We start from the raw sequence: 20,100 nt of genomic DNA, 5'->3' as shown, positions 1-20,100 counted from the left end.
ACCTTGCCGTTATCGCCGGGGATCATGAATTGCTTCCCGCTGCTGGCCTGGTAGATTTCAGGCATACCGCCCTCACCCACCTGGTACATTGAGCCAGCCGCTACCGGGCCGCCGTTCTTGCGCTTACCTGCGATAGAGCTTGATAACGCCATCGCTGCGATAACTGCGCCGATCCCGATTGCTGCTGCGCCACCGAATGAGCCGATTGATGCTGCGATTGCAGCAGGTGTCCATGCAACTGTCGTTGTGGCTGCCGCTGCGGTGCTTGCTGCCGTGGTGGTAGCAGTTCCTGCAACTGCCGCTGATGTGGTTGCCGCCGTTGCTGCTACCTGCGCCGCGCTGCCGGTGACAGCCGATTTAATCCACTCTACACCCATCTGAACAAAGCCGTTTATCAGGCTGTTCAATGCATTACTTACGAGTGAGTTCATGGCATCTTCTGCGGTCATGCTTCCGGTGATTATTCCTGTGAAAGCATTGGAGGCATTGCCAGCCAGTGATTCAAACCCAGCAGCAAGAATCTGATTCGCCTGGCTCTGGTTTTTGAATAGCTCCCACTGCGCAGCGATGCGCTGCTGCTCGTAAACTGTGTCTGCGGCGTTACGCTGGGCCAAAGCGTTCTGGTGAGTGATAACACCCTGCTGCTCGAATTGCTGGATTAATGCAAGCTGCTGAGCGTGCTGATTTGCTAGCGCCTGTACCGGGTCAACGCTGCCAGCCGCTTCCTGCATTGGTGAGACAGCCTGGTCAGCGCGGATTTTTGCAAGCGCCGCCATGTGCGTCTGCTCAAGACGTTCAGACGTGGAGTTATATTGCTCCTGGCTGATTTTCTTGGCAGACAGCGCAGTGTTCAGATCTTCAACATCCTGCTTGTAGCTGGCGTTCTCTTTGGTTTCAGGCAATAACTTCTGGGCTGCGGCTTCTGCTCTGATTGCGTTGGCAGTATCCCACTTAGCCGCGGCATACTGGCGGGCTTGCTCTATTTGACCTTGAGTTGCACCCTTGCCAAGTGATTGCTCGGCATTGAGCATGGCCTGTTCACGACTCAGCTCTTTAGTTGAATCTGCAGCGAGTTCAGATTGCTGGCGTAACTTCTCCAGCTTCTGCGCGACTGTTTCGCCCTGGGTAACTGCCTTCTTATTCTCGGCAGTGAGCGTCTTTTGTGCTTCGGTGTTTTTGTAGGTAGCGGCGGCGTCCTGCTCCATTTGCACTGCATGCGGATCGTCCTTTGAGAATCCTGCATCTTCGGCAGCATATTGCGCCTGGAGCCGTGCTCGCGCCTCACCCTGTAACTTAGACAGTGCCAGGTTACGTTCTGACTGCTGAATCAGGCTCTTTTGCCCGGTGGTCAGGTTATCAGTGGACTTCTTCAGGCTATCTACGTTGAATGCGGCGTTCGCCGACTCACGCGCAAGGTCGACAATCGGCCCAAGCAGGTCGGTGATAGCCTTCTGCCCTTCTTTTGAAGACGAGGTCATTCCTTGCAGGCGCAGCGCCAGTGTTTGCAGTGCTTCTGGTGAAGGGTTCTTGCTTAAATCAGAGAGCTGTTTCGCAAGATTAAACGCCTCCTGTTCCGATATGCCTAGTTTTGAAGCCAGCGCACCGACTGTATTGCCGATACTCATCGTGGTTGCATTGAATGCAGAGCCAGCAGAATAGGCCTGCTTCATCGCAGAACTGAAATCATCAGTGGTGATATTTAGTGAAGCCAGGCGGTCATTGAATCCCTGCACCGACGCGTAACCGCCAGAGAGTGCTGATAAAGCTTTATCCCCGAACGACACAAAAGCAGATGACGCTTCGCCAATGGCTTTCGGTATCTTGGCGATGGCCTGATTGTATTCGAGCAGCGCCTGGTTGCGCATGAGCGTTGCAACTTCGGCATTAACACGGGCAAGGTTGGCATATTTATCGGAAAGGGCTGCGATGCCGTTTTGCGATACGCTGATGACCTTATCCATTGCTGATGCTGCGTCTGTCAGCGCTTCGATGGCATTCTTACCGCCATTCAATGAGGCTATTAGCGTGCCAGCAACAACTGTGCTCAGTGCGATTACCGCACCAATCACTGCACCGCCTGGACCAAATGCACCGGCTAACTGTGAACCCTGCTGCGAGAAGGCTACAAGAGCAGACTGACCACCCTGCACCTGAACAATGAAGTCCTGCACCTGGTAGCCAGCTTGCTGCATGCTGCCTTTCCAGCCTTTATTGCCCCCCATCGCTCTGTCGGTTGCATTCTTCATATCGAAGAGTTGACCAGTTAACTCTCCAATCTTCGCCTTTTCAGCATCAGATGCGGCAGATCCGGCGCGCAATTGAGCAGCAAGAATCGCGGCACTTCTTGCCGATCCTTGTTGTGCCTCTTCGAGAATTGCGAGTTGGTTTCCAAGCCCCTCGATAATGGCTTCAGCCCGGCTAAATTCAGCGCCTGCTCCACCAGTGTTTGTTCTGGCCTCCTGCATCGCTCTTGTTATAGCGTTAACGCTGGAGTTAAGAGTTTTCAGGCTTCCGTCGATAGATTTGGAATAGCCAGTCAATTCTTTAAGTGAAGCGCCTGCACTGTCGGACTGCTTGCCAAGATCACCCAATCCAGAGCCGGTTTCTTTCGCTCCACCTTCAAGCGTATCAAGCCCCTTGCCCGCACCTTGCGCAGCAGCGTCAAGATTATCGAGAGCTTTCTCGGCCTGTTTAGTCCCTTGCAGAAGTGGGGCAATATCCATTCCCACTTCGTAGACGATGCTTCCAACATTTTCCGTGCCAGCCATTCATTTTCTCCGGGCGTAAAAAAACCAGCCGGAGCTGGTTAGTGTTGTTGAGCTGCCATTTCTCGCCTGCGCGCCTGTTGAGCAAGGAAGTCATCGGCGATGCTATCGTACTCTTCTTTTGTGAAGCCTTTCTGGTCTGGATATTTGGCAGCAAGAAGTAGGGTAAACTCGGTCATTGTCAGGTCGGCGGCATCATCACGGCTCATGCCAAAGTGGTTACGCGCCGCCATGATGTAATCGATAGCTTTAAACTCAGTCGAGTACTCGTTTGTTTCATGACGCTGGAGTTTGCGTATCTTCGCCTTTCCGATAATGCCATGCTGCATCAGATGCTGGGCAAGAACGATAATATCTTCTTTGGGCAATGCGCCAGGTCGATACACAACACAGTTACTCCAGCCCTTCCACTCACCGATAAGCGGCGTCAAGTCATCGTGACCTTTATAGCAGCAACGCAGAACATGCATGGCGGCCGTCAATATCTTTTCACCCGGCATCTGGAATAGCGCATTCAGCATGTGTTGGGGCAGGGTTGTCGGCAGGCTGGAAACCTTGTTGATGATTCCCTGAATATCTGCGCCGTGAATCGTTGAGAATGTACTGACAATCTCTTCCGGCGTTCCGATGGCCGCCATCGCTTCGAAAGACGGCTTGAAGAAGTAATCCTTGCCATCCTCTCTGGCCTCGGATAGCCGCATTTCCCCGATATCTGTTAATGGCTTCATAGTCATATCCGGTAGCGTTTATTATCAAGGGCAGCAATGCCACCCTTTGGAATAACCGCTATTGAGTAACGGTGAGAACTGACGTGGTGGAAGTGATTTTTGTGCCGGTGTTATCGGTCACTTCACAGCGATAACTGCCTGAAGATGCGGTTGTGACTGCGCGATTCACTAGCGTTGCAGTCGCAGCGCTCGAGTTAATCGCAGGGTCAATAAGTGTGCTTCCGAAATACCATTTGTAGATATACATCGGGCGACCACCTTCGACTTCAACATCCCAGACCACATCGTTATCAGCATCAGCCGCTTTAGTTGCTGGCAGATCGCGAGTGAATGCCAGAGGCTCGGTCACTGGTGTATCGAGGTTTTCAACCTTAACGGTAGTGCCATCAGACACCTTAAACTCAACGCTGAAGGTGATAATGTCGTTACTGCCACCATCGGCTGGCGTCGCATCCGAAATTACCATATAGCCAGAGAACTCTAGCGGGCCAATGGTCATACGAGCCCACAGTGTAGGTTGGCGCTTAGCACTGACTTCATCAGTGAAATACTTGAACAGATTGGCATAGCCAAACTGATCTAATTTGTCGTGCTTGCGAACTTCACCGTCAAAACTAAACGTCATGTCGGCGTTGGTGATGATATTTTCAACCCACCCACCAGTGTCATCTGCATCAGAAGTCACTGAGTTTGGGGATAGTGAAATGCCCTTTGTGGTGCCTGCGCCCAAAGCCTTCCAGTCATCTTCTGCTGGTCGCGTATCTGGGCAGCCATAGGCCAGCTCAAGCACAGTGGCCGAACCGAACACCCTTTCATTAGAGTTTTGGCAATTAGCCATCTTTGACCTCTTTTAGACATAAAAAAAGGCCGCCAGATGGCGACCTCGTTATTGATATGGATTTAGTTTCGGCTAATCACCGAACGTACATGCGAACTGGAGTCGGTAAATTAACCGGCCTTCTTCGCTCAATACTGGCGATGGCTTACCGCCAACGTTTTCAATCTTCCCGACGCACTCATCGGCGAATGGATTGGCCTGGACATAATCGAGAATTGAATCGACCACCTTGTCGGTATCTGCGTTTTTTCCCTTAGCGCCGATCACATCAACAAGAACGTAATATTCAGACCCGATATCATTGCGAATTGCTGTACCACTATTTGGCCTGAACACCATAAACGATGTCGCCAGGCTGCCTGTATCCGTCCAAAGAAGAGTTTGAACAGTGAACCCTTGAGTAAGCTTTGGGGAGGTAGAAGAAAACATGTTCTTCACCCGGTCGTGCATTGATGGCGTCACAGGCTCATCTCCTTGCGGATAACCGCGCTAATAGCCTCTCGAGTATCCTCAAAGCCTTTGGTCAGGAACTCTTTTTGCGCCGTTGAGCGCCGGAAGGTTTGCGGATGCGCTGGGTCATGCACGTACACTGCGTAATTAGCCGTATAACCAACCCTGCCGGTTATCATCGTTCCGTTTACCGATAGCTCTCTGAACTGGCTATTGAGCAAGGTTGAGGTGTCGATTGGGGTGTAAAGAGCGGCCTGAGTTGAACCAATTAGCATTGCAGACTGAATCGCCCTGGCTGCTTTCTTGCCCTGAACCGTGCTGATGAATTTATCGAGGTTGGATTTGGCCTTATTGATGCCTTTCACCTTTACGCCCATAGCTACACCCCAGTAATTATTGCAAAATCATCTGCAATTCTGTCAAACGTGTCGGCATAGCGAATGACTTGCATCACCTCATCGGCTCCAGCATTAAGCGGATCCGGGTCGGCACTGACACCAATCAGAATGTAATCGCCCGTAACGGCATCAGCGTACTCAGTCCATATCGTGTTCTTAGCGACTATCTCAGCGCCGATACTGCCAATGCGCTTGCTGAGACCGCCCTCGTAGTCGCAAAGAATTGGTATTGGTGCCGAGTAGCCGAGGTTGTCACCGCTTTCGCTGTAACCAAGCGTTTTCCAGACTGTGGCCGTCGCCGTGTAACTCCAGTTCGCTACGCTGCTCACGAATATTCTCCATTTTAATCACCACAGTTGATGACGCACCACCGCACAGGACGGGCGTTAATACAATGATGCGGCTTGATGGGATAAATGCGTCAGTGCCCTGCTCACCCACAACATACTGCTGCCCACCGCTAATTGCCCCGCCAGCTAATCGGCTCATTCCCGCCACCCCTCAACCTTTGCACCCGTAGCGCGAATGGTCACGCAGTTGATAACCCACTCACCACCAGATTTCAGATAGCCGGTGGTTTCCCTCCCGGTATCCGTTTTCACCCAGACGCGAGCGAATGGCTTCGGCAGGCTTTCTGTTATGAGCTTCCACATCAGCAGCCGCCAACAACCTTGAAGCCGGTTAACTTTTTGTCATCGTCATAAACAGCAGCGGCATAACCTGTACCAGGCTTAGCCATTGCATTCATGAATCCGACAATGCCCATGTTAAGCACGCCTTCACGCGACCGAGAGCAGACAAATGGCACGTCATCACCCGCCAATGCTTCGCTGCATTCCACACGATGTGCAACTAACTTGGCCGCCGCATCGGCATCGAGACTGAACAACTTATTCAGCAGACCTACAATTTCCTTTGCTTCCATCACTAACAACCTCCAACGACTAAAAAAAGACCAACACTGGAACCAACATCAATCGGGAGATTGGCTGTGCACCCGGAAGTATCCAGCGCGGTTAGCTGGTCACGAAGATTGGTTACGTCGCCAGTGTAATCAAACGACCTTGACGCACCAGACGGCGCACCTTGCGACTTAATGCGCTGCGTGTACGCCGTTAAAGCCATAAGCGTGACGGCGTAAATCTGAATCAGCACAATGTCACATTCGTCATAACCAGCAGCGTCGAGACAATCCTGGATGCCTGCCAACTTGCACAGGTACGCGTCAATCATGAAGTCAGGGATGGTGTAGCCGAGTGCAGATAGCTGCTGCTTTACCTGCTCGGCTGTTATCTGCACTACCGCCATGTTTACTTGTCCTTTTTGGTCGCTGCTGCCAGTGCCGCTTCCGCTTCGTCGGCCCGCTTAGTCTCGGATGCCAGGGCGTCTGCGTGGGCCTTATCTTTCGCTTCCGCTTCGTCGGTGAGCGCTTTCACCTGATCGAGAGCTTCGTCGAGTTGTTTCTGAATGCCCGTTAGATCGGTATTCAATGGCGCGGATTGCGTTGCTACTTCAAATACCACATTTTCCCCCTTCTTTTCCTTCGACTCTTCGGCCTGGCCAGCAGCGATCCAAATCTTAGCAACCGAGTCATCTACCTCATACACCTGTCCGGCATCCAGCTTACGGAAGCCGGCACCGGCGAAAAGATTTGGGCTCAAAACTTTCACAAGTGCCATGTTTTATCCTTAGCTGTGCGCGTAAACGACGGAGTATTTGTCATTGATGTCTTGTTTAACCATCAATCCCATAGCGCCCCAGGTGCGCCATACGTAGTCAGAGTTGTAGAACTGACGAGGATCAGCAACAGTACCAATCGCCTGCCCTACCACCGGAGCAATTACACCTGCCGTCAGAGGGACGATCAGAATTTGGTTACCGGTCAAGCCTGCATCTTCTTTGATAGCGGCAACGCCTGACAGCTTCATGATTTCTTCCAGAACGGTGCGCGTCTGGTTTACATCAAAGTATTGCTCCCAGTTTGACATGATGTCAGATGACACATACCAGGTCTGAGGGGCATATTGGCTGTTAGTTACGCGCACCGTATCGCGCAGACCAATTGCGTTCTTACGGATGGCGGCCGGATCTGTGCTGGTTGCGAAGTTGAATGTCAGCGTTACGTTTGCTACACGCTCGTCTGCCTTTAACCCTTTCCAGGTTAGTCCGTCGAAGACAACATAATTACCTTCAGAATCAGTAAAGCCGTTGTACATGTAATCAACGTATTTGCGCTGAACATCCTTAACAGAGCCTTGCTGAGCATCAGATTGAGCCTGAAGAGCTGAAGGTTTGTTGAAGATTGGATCACGCCATTCAAACTTAAAGCCTGAGTCATGAACTGGCACCATTGTGCCGTCAAATGTATAAGCTCGAGCATCCAGCGCCGCACCAATCTGTCCAGACATGGACGTATGAGCCCAGCCGCGTCCGCCAGTGCGTGCATAGTCGTAACGAGACTCTTCAATTCGAACGGAGCGTGATAACGGGATCAGGTCATTGAAGAGAGTGAACTCAGTTGTTGGCTCGAATTCCTGCAAAACAGTGGTATCAAACGCACGATAAAGACGCTTGATATCATCGATAGCATTCACGGCATCGAGGCGGCCATTCTCCCCAAATCGAACCCGAGCAAGGAAGTCTGCTGCCGCTTGAGCGGTAGAGTTACGCGCCATTTCAAGCTCTAGCCACTGAGCGTTGTTTACTTCGAGGTTCCCGGTTTCGGTCGCCTTTTTAGTTGAGAATACAAACATTCAATTGCTCCTTACTTGATAACTACGCGCAGCAGATCGCCTGCAACGGTTGTGTATGCTTTGTCTTCTTCAACATACGCACGAATTGATTCACCAGAGGCGTGGGCCTTCACCTGACCGTTGGCAATGGATAAAGGCTGGCCTTTTTTGTATGTTCCAGCAGCAGCTCGGACGTTTAGGAACATCCCCTGCATAGGCTGAATGCCGACAACCAACTCATTGACTGGAATGGAGTCGTCTACCGTTAAGCAGCGCAAGTAATCCTTGTTAGCCACATACAGGATCGCCTCTTCATTACCATCCACCGAGGCAGTGAACTTGCCCGCCACGAAGGTGCCAATAGTGCCAGGTTTGGTTGCCGCCGCAGCGCCACCCTCACGGTTTAAAAGCGGATTAGGAAATACGCCGCCCGCATGAATAGTGTGTTTTCCATCTTTAGCCATTTCGTTTTACTCCGGCTTTTCGCTGAATGTTTGGTTGCTGTTCACCTGGCGGAATGCACCGCTAAGCCCGGTTGATGTCTGGCACTGAGCAAACAGTTCTTTCAACGGTTCGCCGTCCAGCGCGTTAACTGCCAGATCGGTCATGCCGAACTTAGCTTTCACCGCAGTGCGCATTTCGGTGCGCTGCTGGTCTGCGTTAGCAGTCAGTCCGGTTTTAACAGCAGCCAAATCGTCAGCGAATGGCTTGAACCAGGCTGGCGCTTCTGCACTGTTGGTTGCGGCATCTTTTGCAGCCTTGTCATCCGCCTCTTTCTTCAGTCGGGCTGCCTTCTCTTCTGGGGTTTCGGCTGCCTTTGCATCCTCCGCCACCATCGCGTTATAGGCATCCATCAGCTCGGCTTCGGTTTTGCCTTCGGTCGGCTTACCTTTCGCCTGAAGCGCATTGATAATCAGTTGTTTCATCGGATTTTCTTCTCCGTTAGTTTTAATTTCGTACTCAGTGGGTTTGCGCACGACTTCGAGTGGGTCGCCGACAAGCGTTACCGACCTGTCAGAGATGAGGTACTTCTGCTTAAACAGTGAATGACCCGGTATGCCTTTCTTCTCTTCCTCGTAAATGAAAGAGTCCGGGTAAACGCTAACGATGTAGCGCCATGAGTCACCATTGGGAATACGGATTGCTTCGCGCAGTGATGAGGCGATCTCGTCAAACGACATGCCGTCATCGTTGGTCATGAAGAACTTAATCTTGTTCAGCAGACCATCGCGGCGGCAGTCTGAGGCTTCATTGAGATTCACCTGCTCAACGTCCATAACCTCGCCCCGGCTGTTAACGAACATGCCGATCCCCTCTTCAGGCGTTCCGGCAGGAGGTTCATTCAGAAGGATGGCGATATGGTCGTATTGCTGGTTGGTGGCAATCCAGCCGTATTCTTTGCCGTTCGGCGCTTTGCCGTTGGCCTGAATCTTGTTGAGGTTTAGCCCGGTAGAGATGCAGATGGGATCAGCTGATTGCCCGTTCATCATCGCATCGAGACGCTCGACAACCTGCTTGCCCTGCTCTGAACCTTCGGCGAATCGCTTATCGATACGCGCGTCAACCAGCACGCGCCCGTTAACTTTGCGCGCATTGAGTGAGTAGGCACCGATATAGAAATCATTCAGAGCCTGAACGTTTCTCGCGCTGACATGCTTGCCGGCCACTTTTGGGTGACCGAATGGCATGGGTACTTCATTCAGGCTCAGATAGCCTTTGTCGTTCTCTTCTGTCGGGTACAGTCCGCCATTGAGCACGCAGTTGTCATATAGCGGACATACGTCCTTGACCACGTAGTGCTCTTTACCGTCGATTGTTTCGAGTGAGATATTGGAGGCGGAGTTGATGACCGACAGCACGTTAACGCGAGTGCGCTTCATGCTGAGTCCTCATTGGTGGATTTCAGGCAATAAAAAGGCCGCCGAAGCGACCTGTGTGGATTAAGTTGATGGCTTCCAATCCTCCCGCTCTTTAGCGAGTTTTTCAGATAGCCCTTCGTTGTAGAGATTTCCGTCATCGTCAAGCAGGCAAGGAACATTGGCGCAGAAGCAGTTATATGAGTTCCCACCCTGAGAGTAGAAGTCTGCAACCTCTTCCGTTGTGTACGTTTTGCCGTGTCTTGCCCGGTGCCACGCCCTTGTTGTTGGCTTTAAAGCTGATAACCAGAGAATTGCTGTGTTCAGACCAAGCCGATCACGCGCCCAATCCGTTTCATTGCGCTGCGCCTGCCTTAATGCACCTACTTGCTCTGACTGGGCGACCATCTTAGCCCTAGCCATGCTCACATCAAGGCGCTTGCTGACCACCTGCGCAGTTTCGCGAGGGTTAACACCACGACCGATCGCATCAGCTATGACGTTTGCCAGGTCACCGCGAGCGGCATCGCTAATCCCTTTCCAGTCGCTGTACGTAGACACGAAAGCTGAGGAGACCTGATTCTGGTATGCCGGAGTGCTCAAAAGCTGCTGTAGCGTTGTCTGGCTCGCGTAGACTGGCGACTGCACCGACAGGTTGGTGTAAGCGTTCAGTGTGCCGCGCTGGTATTCCTCGGCGACGTAATCAAACGCCCACAAGTTCTGGCTGCCACCCTCGAGCAAGTGGTCATCGAGAATTACCTGCACCGCCTGCAACAAGTCGGCCAACTGCGCTGCCGTCATGTCATAGATGTATGTGCCAGCGTTCACCTGGTAGAGCGTGTCAGGCTTATTGCCATTGCGAGCAAGGATGTAGCCAAGCAGAGAGTTGCTCGCCCGTTCGCGCCCGGTTAACCGCATATCGAAAAGCTGCTTCAGCGCGACCTTGATGTCGTAGTAGCGCTGCTCGATGTCTCGGTACATCCGGTTTACTGCGCGGTAGGACTGCGTCGGATCTTGCTTATTCCTCGGTATTATCGGGCTGCCCGGTTTCGGTTGGTTGTTCAATTGGCTCACCTGTCAGCGGATCGATGTTCTTCGCCGATTCATCAGCGCCCTTTGGCTTCTCTGCTTCTGGCAATGGGTCGTATCCGCCAACTTCGCGAATCTCATCCTCGGTGAATGCCGGGGTTAAAAATGCCTGCTGAGTTTTCTGGGCCACATCTGCCATTGCCTGCATGTTGGCAATCTTCTCTTTCTCACCTGGTGCCAGAAGGTCAGCCCATGAGACTGTAACTTCTTCGCCTGCAGGCGGGTCGATGATGCCAATTTGCCAGAAGCGCGTTAGCAGCTCAGTGATGCGATCTGTCAGGAAGCCATTGCGACGGCTGTTACGGCGAATCGCCCAGTCTGTTTTGTCCTCGTCACTCGCCAGTCGCCCGGTCTGCTGACCAAACAGGATGGTGAATGGCATCTGAACTGATGCGGCCAGCTCGTTTGCGGTAACCGTCCATGTTGGCGCGGGATCGCCCGGCGTGACTGACAGAACTGAAATGTCGCCATCCTGCGTTACAGCTGCGGCGTCCGTTCCACGATTAAGGCGACGGAATTTATCTTCCACAGCCTCACCAAGGTCAGCGTAGCCCTGCTCCTTGGCTCGCTTATCCATAGCGTTCATGTCGCTATCTTTGCTGAACTTATTGACCAGTGTGCGACTGGCGTTCTTCAGGAACCCTTCTGCGCCACCGCCTGAAATCTTCTCAAGGTCGAGCAGTTTGTTGTACCCAGACTCAAGCAGCGGGATACCAGACAGCGCACTTTCATCCTCTGCACCTTCACAGAAGACAATCACGCGGCTTGGGTGTACCGGTTCGCCACGCACTGGCCCAACGAATTTATTATCGCCAACGGGCATTTCATTGAAGTTGAACATGAGAGGCTGCCCGAACGTATCGGACTTGCGATCATTATCCCACTCAGCAACGGTTAACTGCTGCTCCCAAACCGGGATGAGCTTCACCAGCGCCTTATCCTTCAGGCTTTTGACTATCGCCGTATTAACTGGCTGGCTCCAGTCCTGATTGTCTCGAACCTGAATCAGCAACGCAGAGTAACGACCAACCATGTTGCGGCGGTCGGCGTCCTTCACCTTTGCCCAGTGCTTCTTCATCAGCTTCGTGACAGTTTTTTCCCACGGCGTTGTCTCACGGGCTTCGTTTGCTTCTTCACCCTCAACGATAACCGGCATGTCCTGCCAGCAACCATCAAGCAATCGGTGTACGACCGCAAACCCAGCGGCATTGCGGCGGTAAATCCGGTAGAAGTCGTTGAAATCTATCTGCTGCGGGTAACCGAACTCCTGATAAAGCATCGGGCGCTTGGTGTTGCCGGACATTCCGGTCAGTGACTGAATGTAGCTATTTCGCCGCATTTCGGTGGCGAGGCTATTCACAGCCATTTCGAGGCTGTTGTTTTGTTCGCTCACGGCGATTGCTCCTTAGAAATAGAATGCGCCGACCTGCTTGCGATTGTTCTTGGCTACAGCGAAGTAGCGGAACGCATCAGCGCCGTGTGATGTTTTGTCGTGGAGCGGTTTATCTTTCCAGCACCCGCGCTTGTCGTCCCATTCTTTGCGGTACGCTTCGAGATGGGATATGCCTTCAGAGCATTTCTCTTCATCAAATACACACTTAGGCAGGACTTCACGAACCGACTCAATACCGGTATCAACACCGGTTTTCGGGACGACTTTGAATATCATCGAGTAAACCTGTCCGTCGATTTCGTAACCTTCGCGAGCCAGGTCTTTGCGGGACTTGGCATCAGATCCGAATTCACGGTTTTCGATATCGTGTGGCCCCCAGTGTTCGCCGTATTCATAACCGCGCTCTTTGAGCACCTTCATGTAATGGCGCAAGCCTTCACCTGAATTTTCGTAGTAGTCGATGACGTGAAGCTCTTCGCCAACCTCACGCACGAACCAGATGGCAGTCGAGTCGCTCACGCCGATATCCCAGAACGTGTGCACTGGTAGATGTGAGTTATCAGGCAAGGTGCCAATGCGCTTATTGGTGTAGAGCCAGCGGAATTGTTTGGCGTAGTAAGCGCCTTCGACTGATTGCTGGAATGCCTCGGCGGGGATCGTCGGATATTCCCGCTTCATGTCATCGCCGAGTGTTTTCTCTTTGGCGTAGTACCAGGCTTTCTGGCGCTCGTTAACGACTACACCGTGCTTGGCTTCCATCTCAGCAAAGTAATCAACCAGGCGCTGCGGTAATGGCTCTACCGGGTCAATTGCATACTGCGGATTCTTCCACCAGGAGAAGAAGAAAAACTTCCAGTCGAGTGCGGATAGTCGCTTGCCCTGTAACTGAGCTTTCTCAGCCGTCTGGCAGTAATCGAAGAAGTAACCGGCTCGACCTTCTGCCGTACTCTCAATAGTGGCAAAGCATCCGGTTGATACCGCCTCAAACGCACCAGTGACAATCTCACGGGCTTTGTCTGGATACTTAGCGCATATCTTGCCGAACTCTGAAACGTGCAGGTAACGCAGCGTACCGCCACGAAATGATGTGCTTACGTAGAGTGAGCCGCCCTTCTTGAATACCAGTTCGCCAGCCGAGTCATTGCTTGCCGGGTTAGCGGCTTTGATTTCGACGGGCAGATTGTCGTATGCGTACTTCACCTTTTCACGGAACAGGCGCTTGGCATCGTTCAACGTGTGGGCTATCAGGGCACACTTGGCAGACTCGAACAGCGCAGCATCAAGCTGGATGATGCAAACCTCAGTCGTGAAGCCGAGTTGTCGGGCCTTGAGAATGATGTTTCGAGTGTGGATACCTTCGAAGTATTCGCGCTGCTCAGGCGTCATCCTGAAGCGTGTCGGCTTGCCTTCTTTATCGGTTATCCAGTAGAGATTATTCAGCCGCCAGTCTTTATCAGCCAGCAGCTTGAGGTGCTCAGGTTTCATTAAGCCCCCTGAGACAATGAATCCATCAGGTCAGAAAGTTTCTTAACAGAGTTGTCGCCTTCCGGCCCGTCGATATCGTATGCCTGCCGCTCAAGTCCGATGAGGTTCTTCAGTGCGTCACTCAGTGCCTTAACTGACTTCACGCGCTCCGGCATGCTTATCACCTTCTGATAAATCTCATTCAGACGGTCCTGGCCTTTATCGTCGGGGTTAAGCATCAACTCACCGAGCTTTTCCAGAGCGGCGACATCAGCACACTCAGCGCCAAGCTCATCAAACAGAGCGTTGGTGATTGCCCTGGCACGACGAATATCGCCACGATGTTCCATGCGGACGTTGGCAATGACCTCGGCGTTAGCCTCAATCAGTATCCGTTCGTTGGTAGCCGTTTCAGTGGATACCTTGCTGGATACCTCGCGTTTGGATACCAGCGCATCAGCCTTGGCTTTTATCTTTGCCTTGAGGTCGCGCTCCCATCCATCACGCTTTGCTCGCTTATTCACAGCGCCGTGAGTGATGCCATGTAACGAGGCAATTTCTCTTATGGACATCAAGCCAGCCCGGTAAGCCGATTCGATGGCCTCCCAATCTGGTTTTGCCATAACTGTTATTCCTTAGCTTCTTCTTCCACCACCGGTACGAAGTGGAATTGCTCAACGCTCTCCGGCTTGAAGAATCGCCACTCACCATTGTCCTGAGCTAACGCTACGAATCCGTTAACCAGTTCTGGCTGCTTGCGCGTCATCTTTCCGGTGAATGTTTCTTTGTTGGTAGTGGTGATAGTGATTTGGTAGATGTCGGACATTTGGTAGTCCTCTGGTTGTCATTATCGAAGTTGTTTATTTTGGCGAGACCACCTGATAATGCTTGAAACACTAACGCCAAGCTTTTCAGAAATGGATGACAAGGATTCACCCGCGCACCTCAGCTTTAGTGCTGCTTTCTTCTGTTCATCACCATGCCTTGGGGCGCTTCTCCCCACGCCCTTTGTCCATAAACTAACAGTGGACTGGCTCACACCAAGAGCCACCGATACCTCTGCTTGGCAAATCCCATTTTTCGCCATTTCTTTAGCAGCGCTGATTAGCTCGTCAATTTTTGAGTGGCTTCCATGGTGACTGTGAAAAACATTTTGCTTCGATGACACCCATTCAAGATTTTCAACTGAGTTATTTTTACGATTCAAATCTTTGTGGTTCACCTCGGGAAGGCGGCGCTCATTGCTCAGGTATTTAGTGGCTACCAGCCGGTGTCCGCTAAAATTTACCGCCCTTCCTTCAATCCACAGTCCATATCTGATGTAGCCGTCAATCTCATAGCCCTTAAGAATTACTCCTCTCTTGCAGGAGTAGATATCTCCATTACGACGCACTTCATAACCACTAGCCTCTATCAGAGAAATAGAGATCGGAGATGTTTTTTCCATTGCGTTATACCTTTTAGAAAGATGAGCCTGTTCGCACAGAAAAGCCGCCCCGAGATGGTCGCCACCATATACGGCAGTTCTCAGGCTCAGCTTTCTGAAAGACTCGGGAGTGTTATGCGCTGCGACGCGCAGAGGTTATTGAAGGGTTGATTCCAGTTTCATTCTGCCATGGCACTGGTTGCCACCATGAGCGCTCAAACCCTGCTGGTTGCTACAGCAGGAAAACACGCGGCATTACTCGTTACGTGGAATACAGCACACTCGTCAGAGGGAGTCCTCAATGGAGGCTGAGTCTTCGTTAATGCTGTCACGGGTTTACGTGGAGACGGGTCGGCTTACACGCCCACAATGTGGGAATTGATGAGAGCCGTTGTGAAAGTGACTCTCGATTTGTATCTAGTTCTTGCCCATTAACTGCGCTGCATATTCAATGAGCCATACCTTTGGTGCTAACCACAACTGGATTAAGTTTCCAACGTTGGCTAATAGCACCACCAAGCACGTCATGAAAATTGCAAATGAGAACAGCATCCCAAAAAACCCTGGCGATTCCTTTTCGACGCCTTCATGCCACTGATACGATTTTCTGAATGCAAAGCACATCGCAATCATGAGCAGAGCGCAGGTAAAAATACGGAAGCTATACGACGCCAATTTCCAGTGCATAAGCTGTTCGATCACGTCAGGCAATTGAGCCTTGCTAAAATCTACCGCCTGATCAACTCCATTCATCGCCTTCTGAATCAAACTGGCTACAATTTTATCTGTCTGCTCGTTCATTTCGCTGCTCCCTGCATGATTGCAACCATATCCGGATCCATCTGGTCGATGATTCGATCACGTACGCCACTAAGTAATTTTTTGCGACCGCCTACGCCCCACTTGTTCATGGTTCTGGCGCACTTGCTCACTTCTTTCGTTTCGTTCGCGATCAGCAAGTCGAGCCTGTTTAGGCGGGTCATATTGCTAACGCCGTTCAGTACCGCTTCGCGGAAAGTGTTGTATACCCGGATTTCAAACTCTGGCTTCAGCCAGGCTGCATAGCGAATCGCTATCAGTTCCAATCCCCATGAACCCTGTTCCTTGCCACCCTTTATGGTTCTGACTGATGCGATTTTTGTCGCATCACTCAAGGCCCTACAAAAGCGTTTGATTTGTCGGCTTTTAAGGAATTCGCCAGGTCTTTGCGATTCTGTTGCCTCGCCTTTCATGACCGCGGCCGCATGCAGGTCATTCAAGCTATAACGTCCATCATGATCAACACGGACGGATATTCCGTTAACAATTACAGTTGGGTAATGCATCGTTTTTACCTTTTGGTGATACGAGCCAGTTCTCCAGACATGGACAGCCCAAGAGCGGCACGATGTAGGCCACCGTCCTGTCTCTGTCTCATATCCCGAAAGGCTCTTGGTTTGTGCGCGGAGAATGCGCAATTTCTTGCAGACACAAAAAAGCCCCGCGTTGTGCGAGGCTTAGTTTGTTCAATGTACGTTAGGTATTTTTAGAACTATTTCATGCACTGTTGCCGGATGTAGTCCTGCAGGTACTTCACTTGGCCGGTGATGGTGTTGATTCCATCTCTGAGACGCCAATAATCCCGTTCAGCATCTGCTGTAATAGTGGGGGTGGAAGCATCGCCCAGGCTGCCGGAGGTGGCGGTGTTGGATTTGCAGGTGGCGTTGAGCTGCAGCCGACGCTTGCCAGTAGCAACGTCATCACGCAGAGTTTCGATAGTGGCTTTAGCATCTGCCAGCTCCTGGGTGTATTTGGTGTCGAGCGCTGCGGCGTCACGTTGCCGAGTTTGCATGTCCGCTATCGTAGCCCGTGAGAGCTTTAGCTCATATTCAGCAGCAACAGCACGGTCGTAATTACTGCGCGCTATCTTCGCTGTGATTATGAGCATGAGGACTAGCATTGCTGTCGCAATAATTCGCCAGTGGGCCTCTATGGCTTTCCGTAACATAATTGCCGCTCCAGTTCGCGCCGTGTGATTAATCCCTTCCACTGCTTGCCACCGGCATAAGTCCATCTGCGCAACTGGTCGCATGCGCCGGGAATGTCACCCTGATTAAGCTTTTTCAGCAGAGTGGATGACTTGAAGGCACCAACCCCAACGTTGTAGGAAAATGAATACAACGCAGCTTTCTGGTAATCGTTGAGCGGCACTTTTACCGAGCTATCGACAGACTTCACGGCTGGCAACATGTGCTTATAAAGCAGCTTGTCGCATTCTGCTTTGGTGTAGGTCTTCCCCATCACCACATCAGTACCGGTCACGCCAGCGCATACTGTTGGGATGCCAATCGGATCGAGATAGGGGGTGTACTTAATCCCCTCCTGGTCAGTGATGAGAACACCACCAATCGCTATAGCTCCGGCTGATGCTGCACCTATCAGCGCTTTACGAAGCTTGCTGGGTATCGGCATATGTCACCTGTGCTTTCTTCATCGCTTCACTGACAACCTCAATGGCCGCAGGACGTTCGCTTTCTGGTTTGCTCATGACCGTAGTCAGGTAGCTTTCCATCAGTGCTGTACGCTTGCGCTCTTCGTCCATTCGCTCTTTTTCTTCTTTACGTTTTGCGTAATAGGTTTTGATAGTGAAGAACGCCGATATCAAAGCACCGAGAATAAAAACGTAATCCTGAAGACTGAGCACGGAGAAGAAGCCAAGCAGACCCGACCACCAGTACGGCATGTTGTGTCCTTCGGCTGGATTCATTCTGTGCATCTCTTTCACCTCGCTGTTAATGCGGGTGCTGTCTGTGTAGTTGGGAAAGCGCCAGCACATGCCACGGCACGTTATCTATTCGTGAGATTGGTTGCTGGATGGTTGGCGCTAAATATGAGAAAGGCCGCCGATTGGCAGCCTAATTGAAATTTTATGTAGTTCTGAAATGCAAAAGGCCACCGGGATTAACCAGTGGCCTTTTGTTAGTGACGCTTCATTTCGTCGTCACCGCGCTCTTTCGCTATTGCTCCCGAGCATACCGCTAATATGCCAGGTGGCATGCCCCTTGTCTTTAGCTATTCGTGCTATTTCATGCGGCCAGTAGAATTTCTTTCTCCATTTCTCTTTTGCATGAGTAAAACAATTCCGCCTCCAGGATATTTTCAGCCCATTCCATTCTGTTTCTTGCCTCTTTAGCGGTTAACCCTTTGCTCACCAGGTAGCGAATCAGGTTTTGCGCGCTATTGCGGTTGCAGTATCGTAATCTGGCTACAGAACGGATGGGGTTACCCCTTCCAAATGTCGTTACCATTACCCGCTCCATAAAGGCGGCATCATCTGATTCTTTGGCGAGAGCGATGATGTTGCCTGCTGCGGATTTTGGAATGACGATATCTCTTGCTTTACGCATTAGCTCATCGCCGCGATAACCCTGACAGTGCAATGATGTGACCGTTTTTTCTATCTGTCGGCTCTTATCTTCGCTCCATTCTGTGCGCATCATTAGTCGTCCAATCACATTGACCGCCCCTTGAGGTGCGTCTTCTCCACCGAGATAACCACCCCATACGGTAAGCATATATCTGACCCACTTCCGCTTTGGTTCGATAATAGTCTTCCATCCGGTACCAAAGAGGCGGCGCATATCGGCCTCGCTTCTAACCCCTGATATGCGCATCAGGTTTTCAAGGTCTGCTCTGTCCTGGTTCCTCATGCTGCCACCTGCTTATTAGCATTGCTGCGGTTGATGATTTCCCGGCGCTGCGCTTCCTTTTGCCTGATGCGACATTCAAGCTCGCCGATTTCACGATCGAGGCGTAGCATCTCAGCCTTCTGGTATGGCGTAAGGTTCTGCATGTTCATGCGGCTTCCTCCCGTTGGTTAATCAGGTCTTTTAACTTCTTCTGAAACTCCGCTTTGATGGATTTGCACTCTTCAATCGTCCAGCGGTGGCGGTCGTGATTGCCTTCAATGCTTTCTACCTCAGCCAGGCCAATGCGCCTGATAAGCTCTGCCCGGTACGGAACGAGGTTTCCGCTTTTGTGCTGATTGCAAACTGAGCACTGCTTCCAGATTTGGCGAGGGTCGAACCTTAGCTGTGGGGCGGCGGCCGTAGTGCGGTAATGGCCCGCATCCCATTGAGCAGCGCTCAACGTTCCACATGAAACGCAGGGAAGGTGCTTATCTCTTTCTCTGATGTAGGCATTAACTGCTTGCTGGGCTTGCTTGATGAAGTAACTGCGGGGCTGTACTGCTAACTTGCGGACTTTTAAACTTCGTCGTTCCTGCTGGGCTTCATCCTTTCGTCGTCGTTCTGCTGCCTGTATCGCGTTCTGTCGGTCTTTCTCTCGCTTGGCTAGTGCTATTACGGTTCCGCAATCTGCACAGCACCAGGTCTGATTTGAGAAGGCTGGATGAAACCATTCCCGGCAATCAGGATTCTTGCACCGCTTTCTCGGCTTCCTCATCGTGCATTACTCCGTGTGGGTCTGTTTCTACATACGCCTCGTGAGCGCATTCATCGCAAAAATAAGTCTCGCCGCTCAACGGCTTTGTACACGCTGCGCAATATCCTGCTGCTGCGTTGCTGTTTCGCTCGTATCTGGCTGTTTCTGTCGGGCTAAGCATCATCAGTGCTCTCAATGATGTAACCGTCGTCGATGGCTGCATTTAGCTCTTCCAGTTGGGCAATAAGCGCATTGATTGACGCCTTGTTATCGAACTTTATTAGCCATTTACATTCACGGTCGGTAGCTGTCGTTCCATCATCGAAAACTACGCGCTTACCAATGTTCCCGTCGCCATTGCCGTAGGAAAATCCGATGCCGACATAGTCACGCTCATTGCTGTAGATGGTGTTAAACGCCGTGAAGCCGTCGCCCGTTTGCAGGACTTGGATTGATTCACCGCTTTCATAAGTTTCAATTTGAAAGCCATATTTTTTCTCGGTCATGCCCATATCCTCTGTTGATATTTATTGCTCACA

The 20,100-nt window shown here is 51.5% G+C and carries 28 protein-coding genes; all 28 read right to left on the bottom strand.

Annotation, left to right across the window (positions count from 1 at the left end; translation table 11 throughout):
* Window positions 1-2,768 (bottom strand): phage tail tape measure protein (locus tag AAE045_RS22645; RefSeq protein ID WP_455549590.1); only part of this gene is annotated, 2,768 nt, incomplete at its 3' end.
* A 38-nt stretch (window positions 2,769-2,806) separates the two neighbouring features.
* Entirely contained in the window at window positions 2,807-3,493 is a 687-nt protein-coding gene (locus AAE045_RS22640; RefSeq protein WP_455549589.1) for a DUF6246 family protein, read from the bottom strand.
* A gap of 58 nt (window positions 3,494-3,551) precedes the next feature.
* Window positions 3,552-4,331 (bottom strand): phage tail tube protein, encoded by a 780-nt coding sequence (locus AAE045_RS22635; protein WP_455549588.1) that lies wholly within the window; start codon window positions 4,329-4,331, stop codon window positions 3,552-3,554.
* Between the two features lie 72 nt (window positions 4,332-4,403).
* The gene (locus tag AAE045_RS22630; RefSeq protein ID WP_455549587.1) at window positions 4,404-4,793 is read right to left on the bottom strand and encodes a phage tail termination protein; all 390 of its coding nucleotides are present in this window, start codon (window positions 4,791-4,793) and stop codon (window positions 4,404-4,406) included.
* Window positions 4,790-5,158, bottom strand: a complete 369-nt coding sequence (locus tag AAE045_RS22625) for an HK97 gp10 family phage protein (protein ID WP_455549586.1) — start codon at window positions 5,156-5,158, stop codon at window positions 4,790-4,792. The genes AAE045_RS22630 and AAE045_RS22625 overlap by 4 nt, the downstream gene beginning before the upstream one ends.
* Window positions 5,159-5,160: 2 nt before the next feature.
* A complete protein-coding gene (locus tag AAE045_RS22620; protein WP_455549585.1) occupies window positions 5,161-5,508 on the bottom strand; it encodes a hypothetical protein in 348 nt (115 codons plus the stop codon).
* A gap of 156 nt (window positions 5,509-5,664) precedes the next feature.
* Window positions 5,665-5,832, bottom strand: a complete 168-nt coding sequence (locus AAE045_RS22615) for a hypothetical protein (protein WP_455549584.1) — start codon at window positions 5,830-5,832, stop codon at window positions 5,665-5,667.
* Window positions 5,832-6,104, bottom strand: coding sequence for a hypothetical protein (locus AAE045_RS22610; protein WP_455549583.1), 273 nt, complete (start codon window positions 6,102-6,104; stop codon window positions 5,832-5,834). The genes AAE045_RS22615 and AAE045_RS22610 overlap by 1 nt, the downstream gene beginning before the upstream one ends.
* A gap of 2 nt (window positions 6,105-6,106) precedes the next feature.
* Complete coding sequence (locus AAE045_RS22605) at window positions 6,107-6,487, bottom strand: DUF7370 family protein (RefSeq protein WP_134186609.1); 381 nt, start codon at window positions 6,485-6,487, stop codon at window positions 6,107-6,109.
* Window positions 6,488-6,489: 2 nt separating this feature from the next.
* The gene (locus tag AAE045_RS22600) at window positions 6,490-6,858 is read right to left on the bottom strand and encodes a hypothetical protein (protein ID WP_455549582.1); all 369 of its coding nucleotides are present in this window, start codon (window positions 6,856-6,858) and stop codon (window positions 6,490-6,492) included.
* A 9-nt stretch (window positions 6,859-6,867) separates the two neighbouring features.
* Window positions 6,868-7,932, bottom strand: a complete 1,065-nt coding sequence (locus AAE045_RS22595) for a major capsid protein (RefSeq protein WP_455549581.1) — start codon at window positions 7,930-7,932, stop codon at window positions 6,868-6,870.
* 11 nt (window positions 7,933-7,943) lie between these two features.
* On the bottom strand, window positions 7,944-8,375 hold the full coding sequence (locus tag AAE045_RS22590; RefSeq protein WP_455549580.1) for a hypothetical protein: 432 nt from the start codon (window positions 8,373-8,375) through the stop codon (window positions 7,944-7,946).
* Window positions 8,376-8,381: 6 nt separating this feature from the next.
* Window positions 8,382-9,791 (bottom strand): DUF2213 domain-containing protein, encoded by a 1,410-nt coding sequence (locus tag AAE045_RS22585; protein ID WP_455549579.1) that lies wholly within the window; start codon window positions 9,789-9,791, stop codon window positions 8,382-8,384.
* A 60-nt stretch (window positions 9,792-9,851) separates the two neighbouring features.
* The gene (locus AAE045_RS22580; protein WP_455549592.1) at window positions 9,852-10,748 is read right to left on the bottom strand and encodes a phage minor head protein; all 897 of its coding nucleotides are present in this window, start codon (window positions 10,746-10,748) and stop codon (window positions 9,852-9,854) included.
* Between the two features lie 37 nt (window positions 10,749-10,785).
* Window positions 10,786-12,249 (bottom strand): DUF1073 domain-containing protein, encoded by a 1,464-nt coding sequence (locus AAE045_RS22575; protein ID WP_455549578.1) that lies wholly within the window; start codon window positions 12,247-12,249, stop codon window positions 10,786-10,788.
* Between the two features lie 12 nt (window positions 12,250-12,261).
* Entirely contained in the window at window positions 12,262-13,734 is a 1,473-nt protein-coding gene (locus AAE045_RS22570; RefSeq protein ID WP_455549577.1) for a terminase, read from the bottom strand.
* Window positions 13,734-14,336 carry a hypothetical protein gene (locus AAE045_RS22565; RefSeq protein WP_455549576.1) on the bottom strand — a complete coding sequence of 201 codons (603 nt, stop codon included), beginning with the start codon at window positions 14,334-14,336 and terminating at the stop codon, window positions 13,734-13,736. Before AAE045_RS22565 ends, AAE045_RS22570 begins: the two co-directional genes overlap by 1 nt.
* A gap of 5 nt (window positions 14,337-14,341) precedes the next feature.
* Entirely contained in the window at window positions 14,342-14,539 is a 198-nt protein-coding gene (locus tag AAE045_RS22560) for a hypothetical protein (protein ID WP_455549575.1), read from the bottom strand.
* 21 nt (window positions 14,540-14,560) lie between these two features.
* Window positions 14,561-15,160 (bottom strand): HNH endonuclease, encoded by a 600-nt coding sequence (locus AAE045_RS22555; RefSeq protein ID WP_455549574.1) that lies wholly within the window; start codon window positions 15,158-15,160, stop codon window positions 14,561-14,563.
* 396 nt (window positions 15,161-15,556) lie between these two features.
* A complete protein-coding gene (locus tag AAE045_RS22550) occupies window positions 15,557-15,940 on the bottom strand; it encodes a hypothetical protein (RefSeq protein WP_455549573.1) in 384 nt (127 codons plus the stop codon).
* Window positions 15,937-16,464, bottom strand: coding sequence for a KilA-N domain-containing protein (locus AAE045_RS22545; RefSeq protein ID WP_455549572.1), 528 nt, complete (start codon window positions 16,462-16,464; stop codon window positions 15,937-15,939). The genes AAE045_RS22550 and AAE045_RS22545 overlap by 4 nt, the downstream gene beginning before the upstream one ends.
* Window positions 16,465-16,670: 206 nt before the next feature.
* On the bottom strand, window positions 16,671-17,066 hold the full coding sequence (locus AAE045_RS22540; RefSeq protein WP_455549591.1) for a lysis protein: 396 nt from the start codon (window positions 17,064-17,066) through the stop codon (window positions 16,671-16,673).
* A gap of 41 nt (window positions 17,067-17,107) precedes the next feature.
* Window positions 17,108-17,590 carry a lysozyme gene (locus AAE045_RS22535; protein ID WP_455549571.1) on the bottom strand — a complete coding sequence of 161 codons (483 nt, stop codon included), beginning with the start codon at window positions 17,588-17,590 and terminating at the stop codon, window positions 17,108-17,110.
* Window positions 17,565-17,894 (bottom strand): hypothetical protein, encoded by a 330-nt coding sequence (locus AAE045_RS22530; RefSeq protein WP_455549570.1) that lies wholly within the window; start codon window positions 17,892-17,894, stop codon window positions 17,565-17,567. The genes AAE045_RS22535 and AAE045_RS22530 overlap by 26 nt, the downstream gene beginning before the upstream one ends.
* Before the next feature lie 310 nt (window positions 17,895-18,204).
* The gene (locus AAE045_RS22525) at window positions 18,205-18,828 is read right to left on the bottom strand and encodes a hypothetical protein (protein WP_455549569.1); all 624 of its coding nucleotides are present in this window, start codon (window positions 18,826-18,828) and stop codon (window positions 18,205-18,207) included.
* Window positions 18,825-18,977, bottom strand: a complete 153-nt coding sequence (locus AAE045_RS22520) for a hypothetical protein (protein ID WP_455549568.1) — start codon at window positions 18,975-18,977, stop codon at window positions 18,825-18,827. Before AAE045_RS22520 ends, AAE045_RS22525 begins: the two co-directional genes overlap by 4 nt.
* On the bottom strand, window positions 18,974-19,582 hold the full coding sequence (locus AAE045_RS22515; protein WP_455549567.1) for a recombination protein NinG: 609 nt from the start codon (window positions 19,580-19,582) through the stop codon (window positions 18,974-18,976). Before AAE045_RS22515 ends, AAE045_RS22520 begins: the two co-directional genes overlap by 4 nt.
* A 152-nt stretch (window positions 19,583-19,734) precedes the next feature.
* Window positions 19,735-20,067, bottom strand: coding sequence for a hypothetical protein (locus AAE045_RS22510; protein ID WP_455549566.1), 333 nt, complete (start codon window positions 20,065-20,067; stop codon window positions 19,735-19,737).
* Between the last annotated feature and the right edge of the window lie 33 nt (window positions 20,068-20,100).

It is taken from the genome of Dryocola clanedunensis (genome assembly GCF_038405435.1).
GTDB classification, from domain to species: Bacteria; Pseudomonadota; Gammaproteobacteria; order Enterobacterales; family Enterobacteriaceae; genus Dryocola; species Dryocola clanedunensis_A.
This window is presented reverse-complemented; position numbering and strand designations above follow the sequence as displayed.

Coding starts and splice junctions, on each gene's coding strand:
- AAE045_RS22640 (WP_455549589.1), bottom strand. CDS start 3,493: ATGAAGCCATTAACAGATATCGGGGAAATGCGGCTATCCGAGGCCAGA.
- AAE045_RS22635 (WP_455549588.1), bottom strand. CDS start 4,331: ATGGCTAATTGCCAAAACTCTAATGAAAGGGTGTTCGGTTCGGCCACT.
- AAE045_RS22625 (WP_455549586.1), bottom strand. CDS start 5,158: ATGGGCGTAAAGGTGAAAGGCATCAATAAGGCCAAATCCAACCTCGAT.
- AAE045_RS22615 (WP_455549584.1), bottom strand. CDS start 5,832: ATGTGGAAGCTCATAACAGAAAGCCTGCCGAAGCCATTCGCTCGCGTC.
- AAE045_RS22610 (WP_455549583.1), bottom strand. CDS start 6,104: ATGGAAGCAAAGGAAATTGTAGGTCTGCTGAATAAGTTGTTCAGTCTC.
- AAE045_RS22605 (WP_134186609.1), bottom strand. CDS start 6,487: ATGGCGGTAGTGCAGATAACAGCCGAGCAGGTAAAGCAGCAGCTATCT.
- AAE045_RS22600 (WP_455549582.1), bottom strand. CDS start 6,858: ATGGCACTTGTGAAAGTTTTGAGCCCAAATCTTTTCGCCGGTGCCGGC.
- AAE045_RS22595 (WP_455549581.1), bottom strand. CDS start 7,932: ATGTTTGTATTCTCAACTAAAAAGGCGACCGAAACCGGGAACCTCGAA.
- AAE045_RS22590 (WP_455549580.1), bottom strand. CDS start 8,375: ATGGCTAAAGATGGAAAACACACTATTCATGCGGGCGGCGTATTTCCT.
- AAE045_RS22585 (WP_455549579.1), bottom strand. CDS start 9,791: ATGAAGCGCACTCGCGTTAACGTGCTGTCGGTCATCAACTCCGCCTCC.
- AAE045_RS22580 (WP_455549592.1), bottom strand. CDS start 10,748: ATGTACCGAGACATCGAGCAGCGCTACTACGACATCAAGGTCGCGCTG.
- AAE045_RS22570 (WP_455549577.1), bottom strand. CDS start 13,734: ATGAAACCTGAGCACCTCAAGCTGCTGGCTGATAAAGACTGGCGGCTG.
- AAE045_RS22565 (WP_455549576.1), bottom strand. CDS start 14,336: ATGGCAAAACCAGATTGGGAGGCCATCGAATCGGCTTACCGGGCTGGC.
- AAE045_RS22560 (WP_455549575.1), bottom strand. CDS start 14,539: ATGTCCGACATCTACCAAATCACTATCACCACTACCAACAAAGAAACA.
- AAE045_RS22555 (WP_455549574.1), bottom strand. CDS start 15,160: ATGGAAAAAACATCTCCGATCTCTATTTCTCTGATAGAGGCTAGTGGT.
- AAE045_RS22550 (WP_455549573.1), bottom strand. CDS start 15,940: ATGAACGAGCAGACAGATAAAATTGTAGCCAGTTTGATTCAGAAGGCG.
- AAE045_RS22545 (WP_455549572.1), bottom strand. CDS start 16,464: ATGCATTACCCAACTGTAATTGTTAACGGAATATCCGTCCGTGTTGAT.
- AAE045_RS22540 (WP_455549591.1), bottom strand. CDS start 17,066: ATGCTCATAATCACAGCGAAGATAGCGCGCAGTAATTACGACCGTGCT.
- AAE045_RS22535 (WP_455549571.1), bottom strand. CDS start 17,590: ATGCCGATACCCAGCAAGCTTCGTAAAGCGCTGATAGGTGCAGCATCA.
- AAE045_RS22530 (WP_455549570.1), bottom strand. CDS start 17,894: ATGCACAGAATGAATCCAGCCGAAGGACACAACATGCCGTACTGGTGG.
- AAE045_RS22525 (WP_455549569.1), bottom strand. CDS start 18,828: ATGAGGAACCAGGACAGAGCAGACCTTGAAAACCTGATGCGCATATCA.
- AAE045_RS22520 (WP_455549568.1), bottom strand. CDS start 18,977: ATGAACATGCAGAACCTTACGCCATACCAGAAGGCTGAGATGCTACGC.
- AAE045_RS22515 (WP_455549567.1), bottom strand. CDS start 19,582: ATGAGGAAGCCGAGAAAGCGGTGCAAGAATCCTGATTGCCGGGAATGG.
- AAE045_RS22510 (WP_455549566.1), bottom strand. CDS start 20,067: ATGACCGAGAAAAAATATGGCTTTCAAATTGAAACTTATGAAAGCGGT.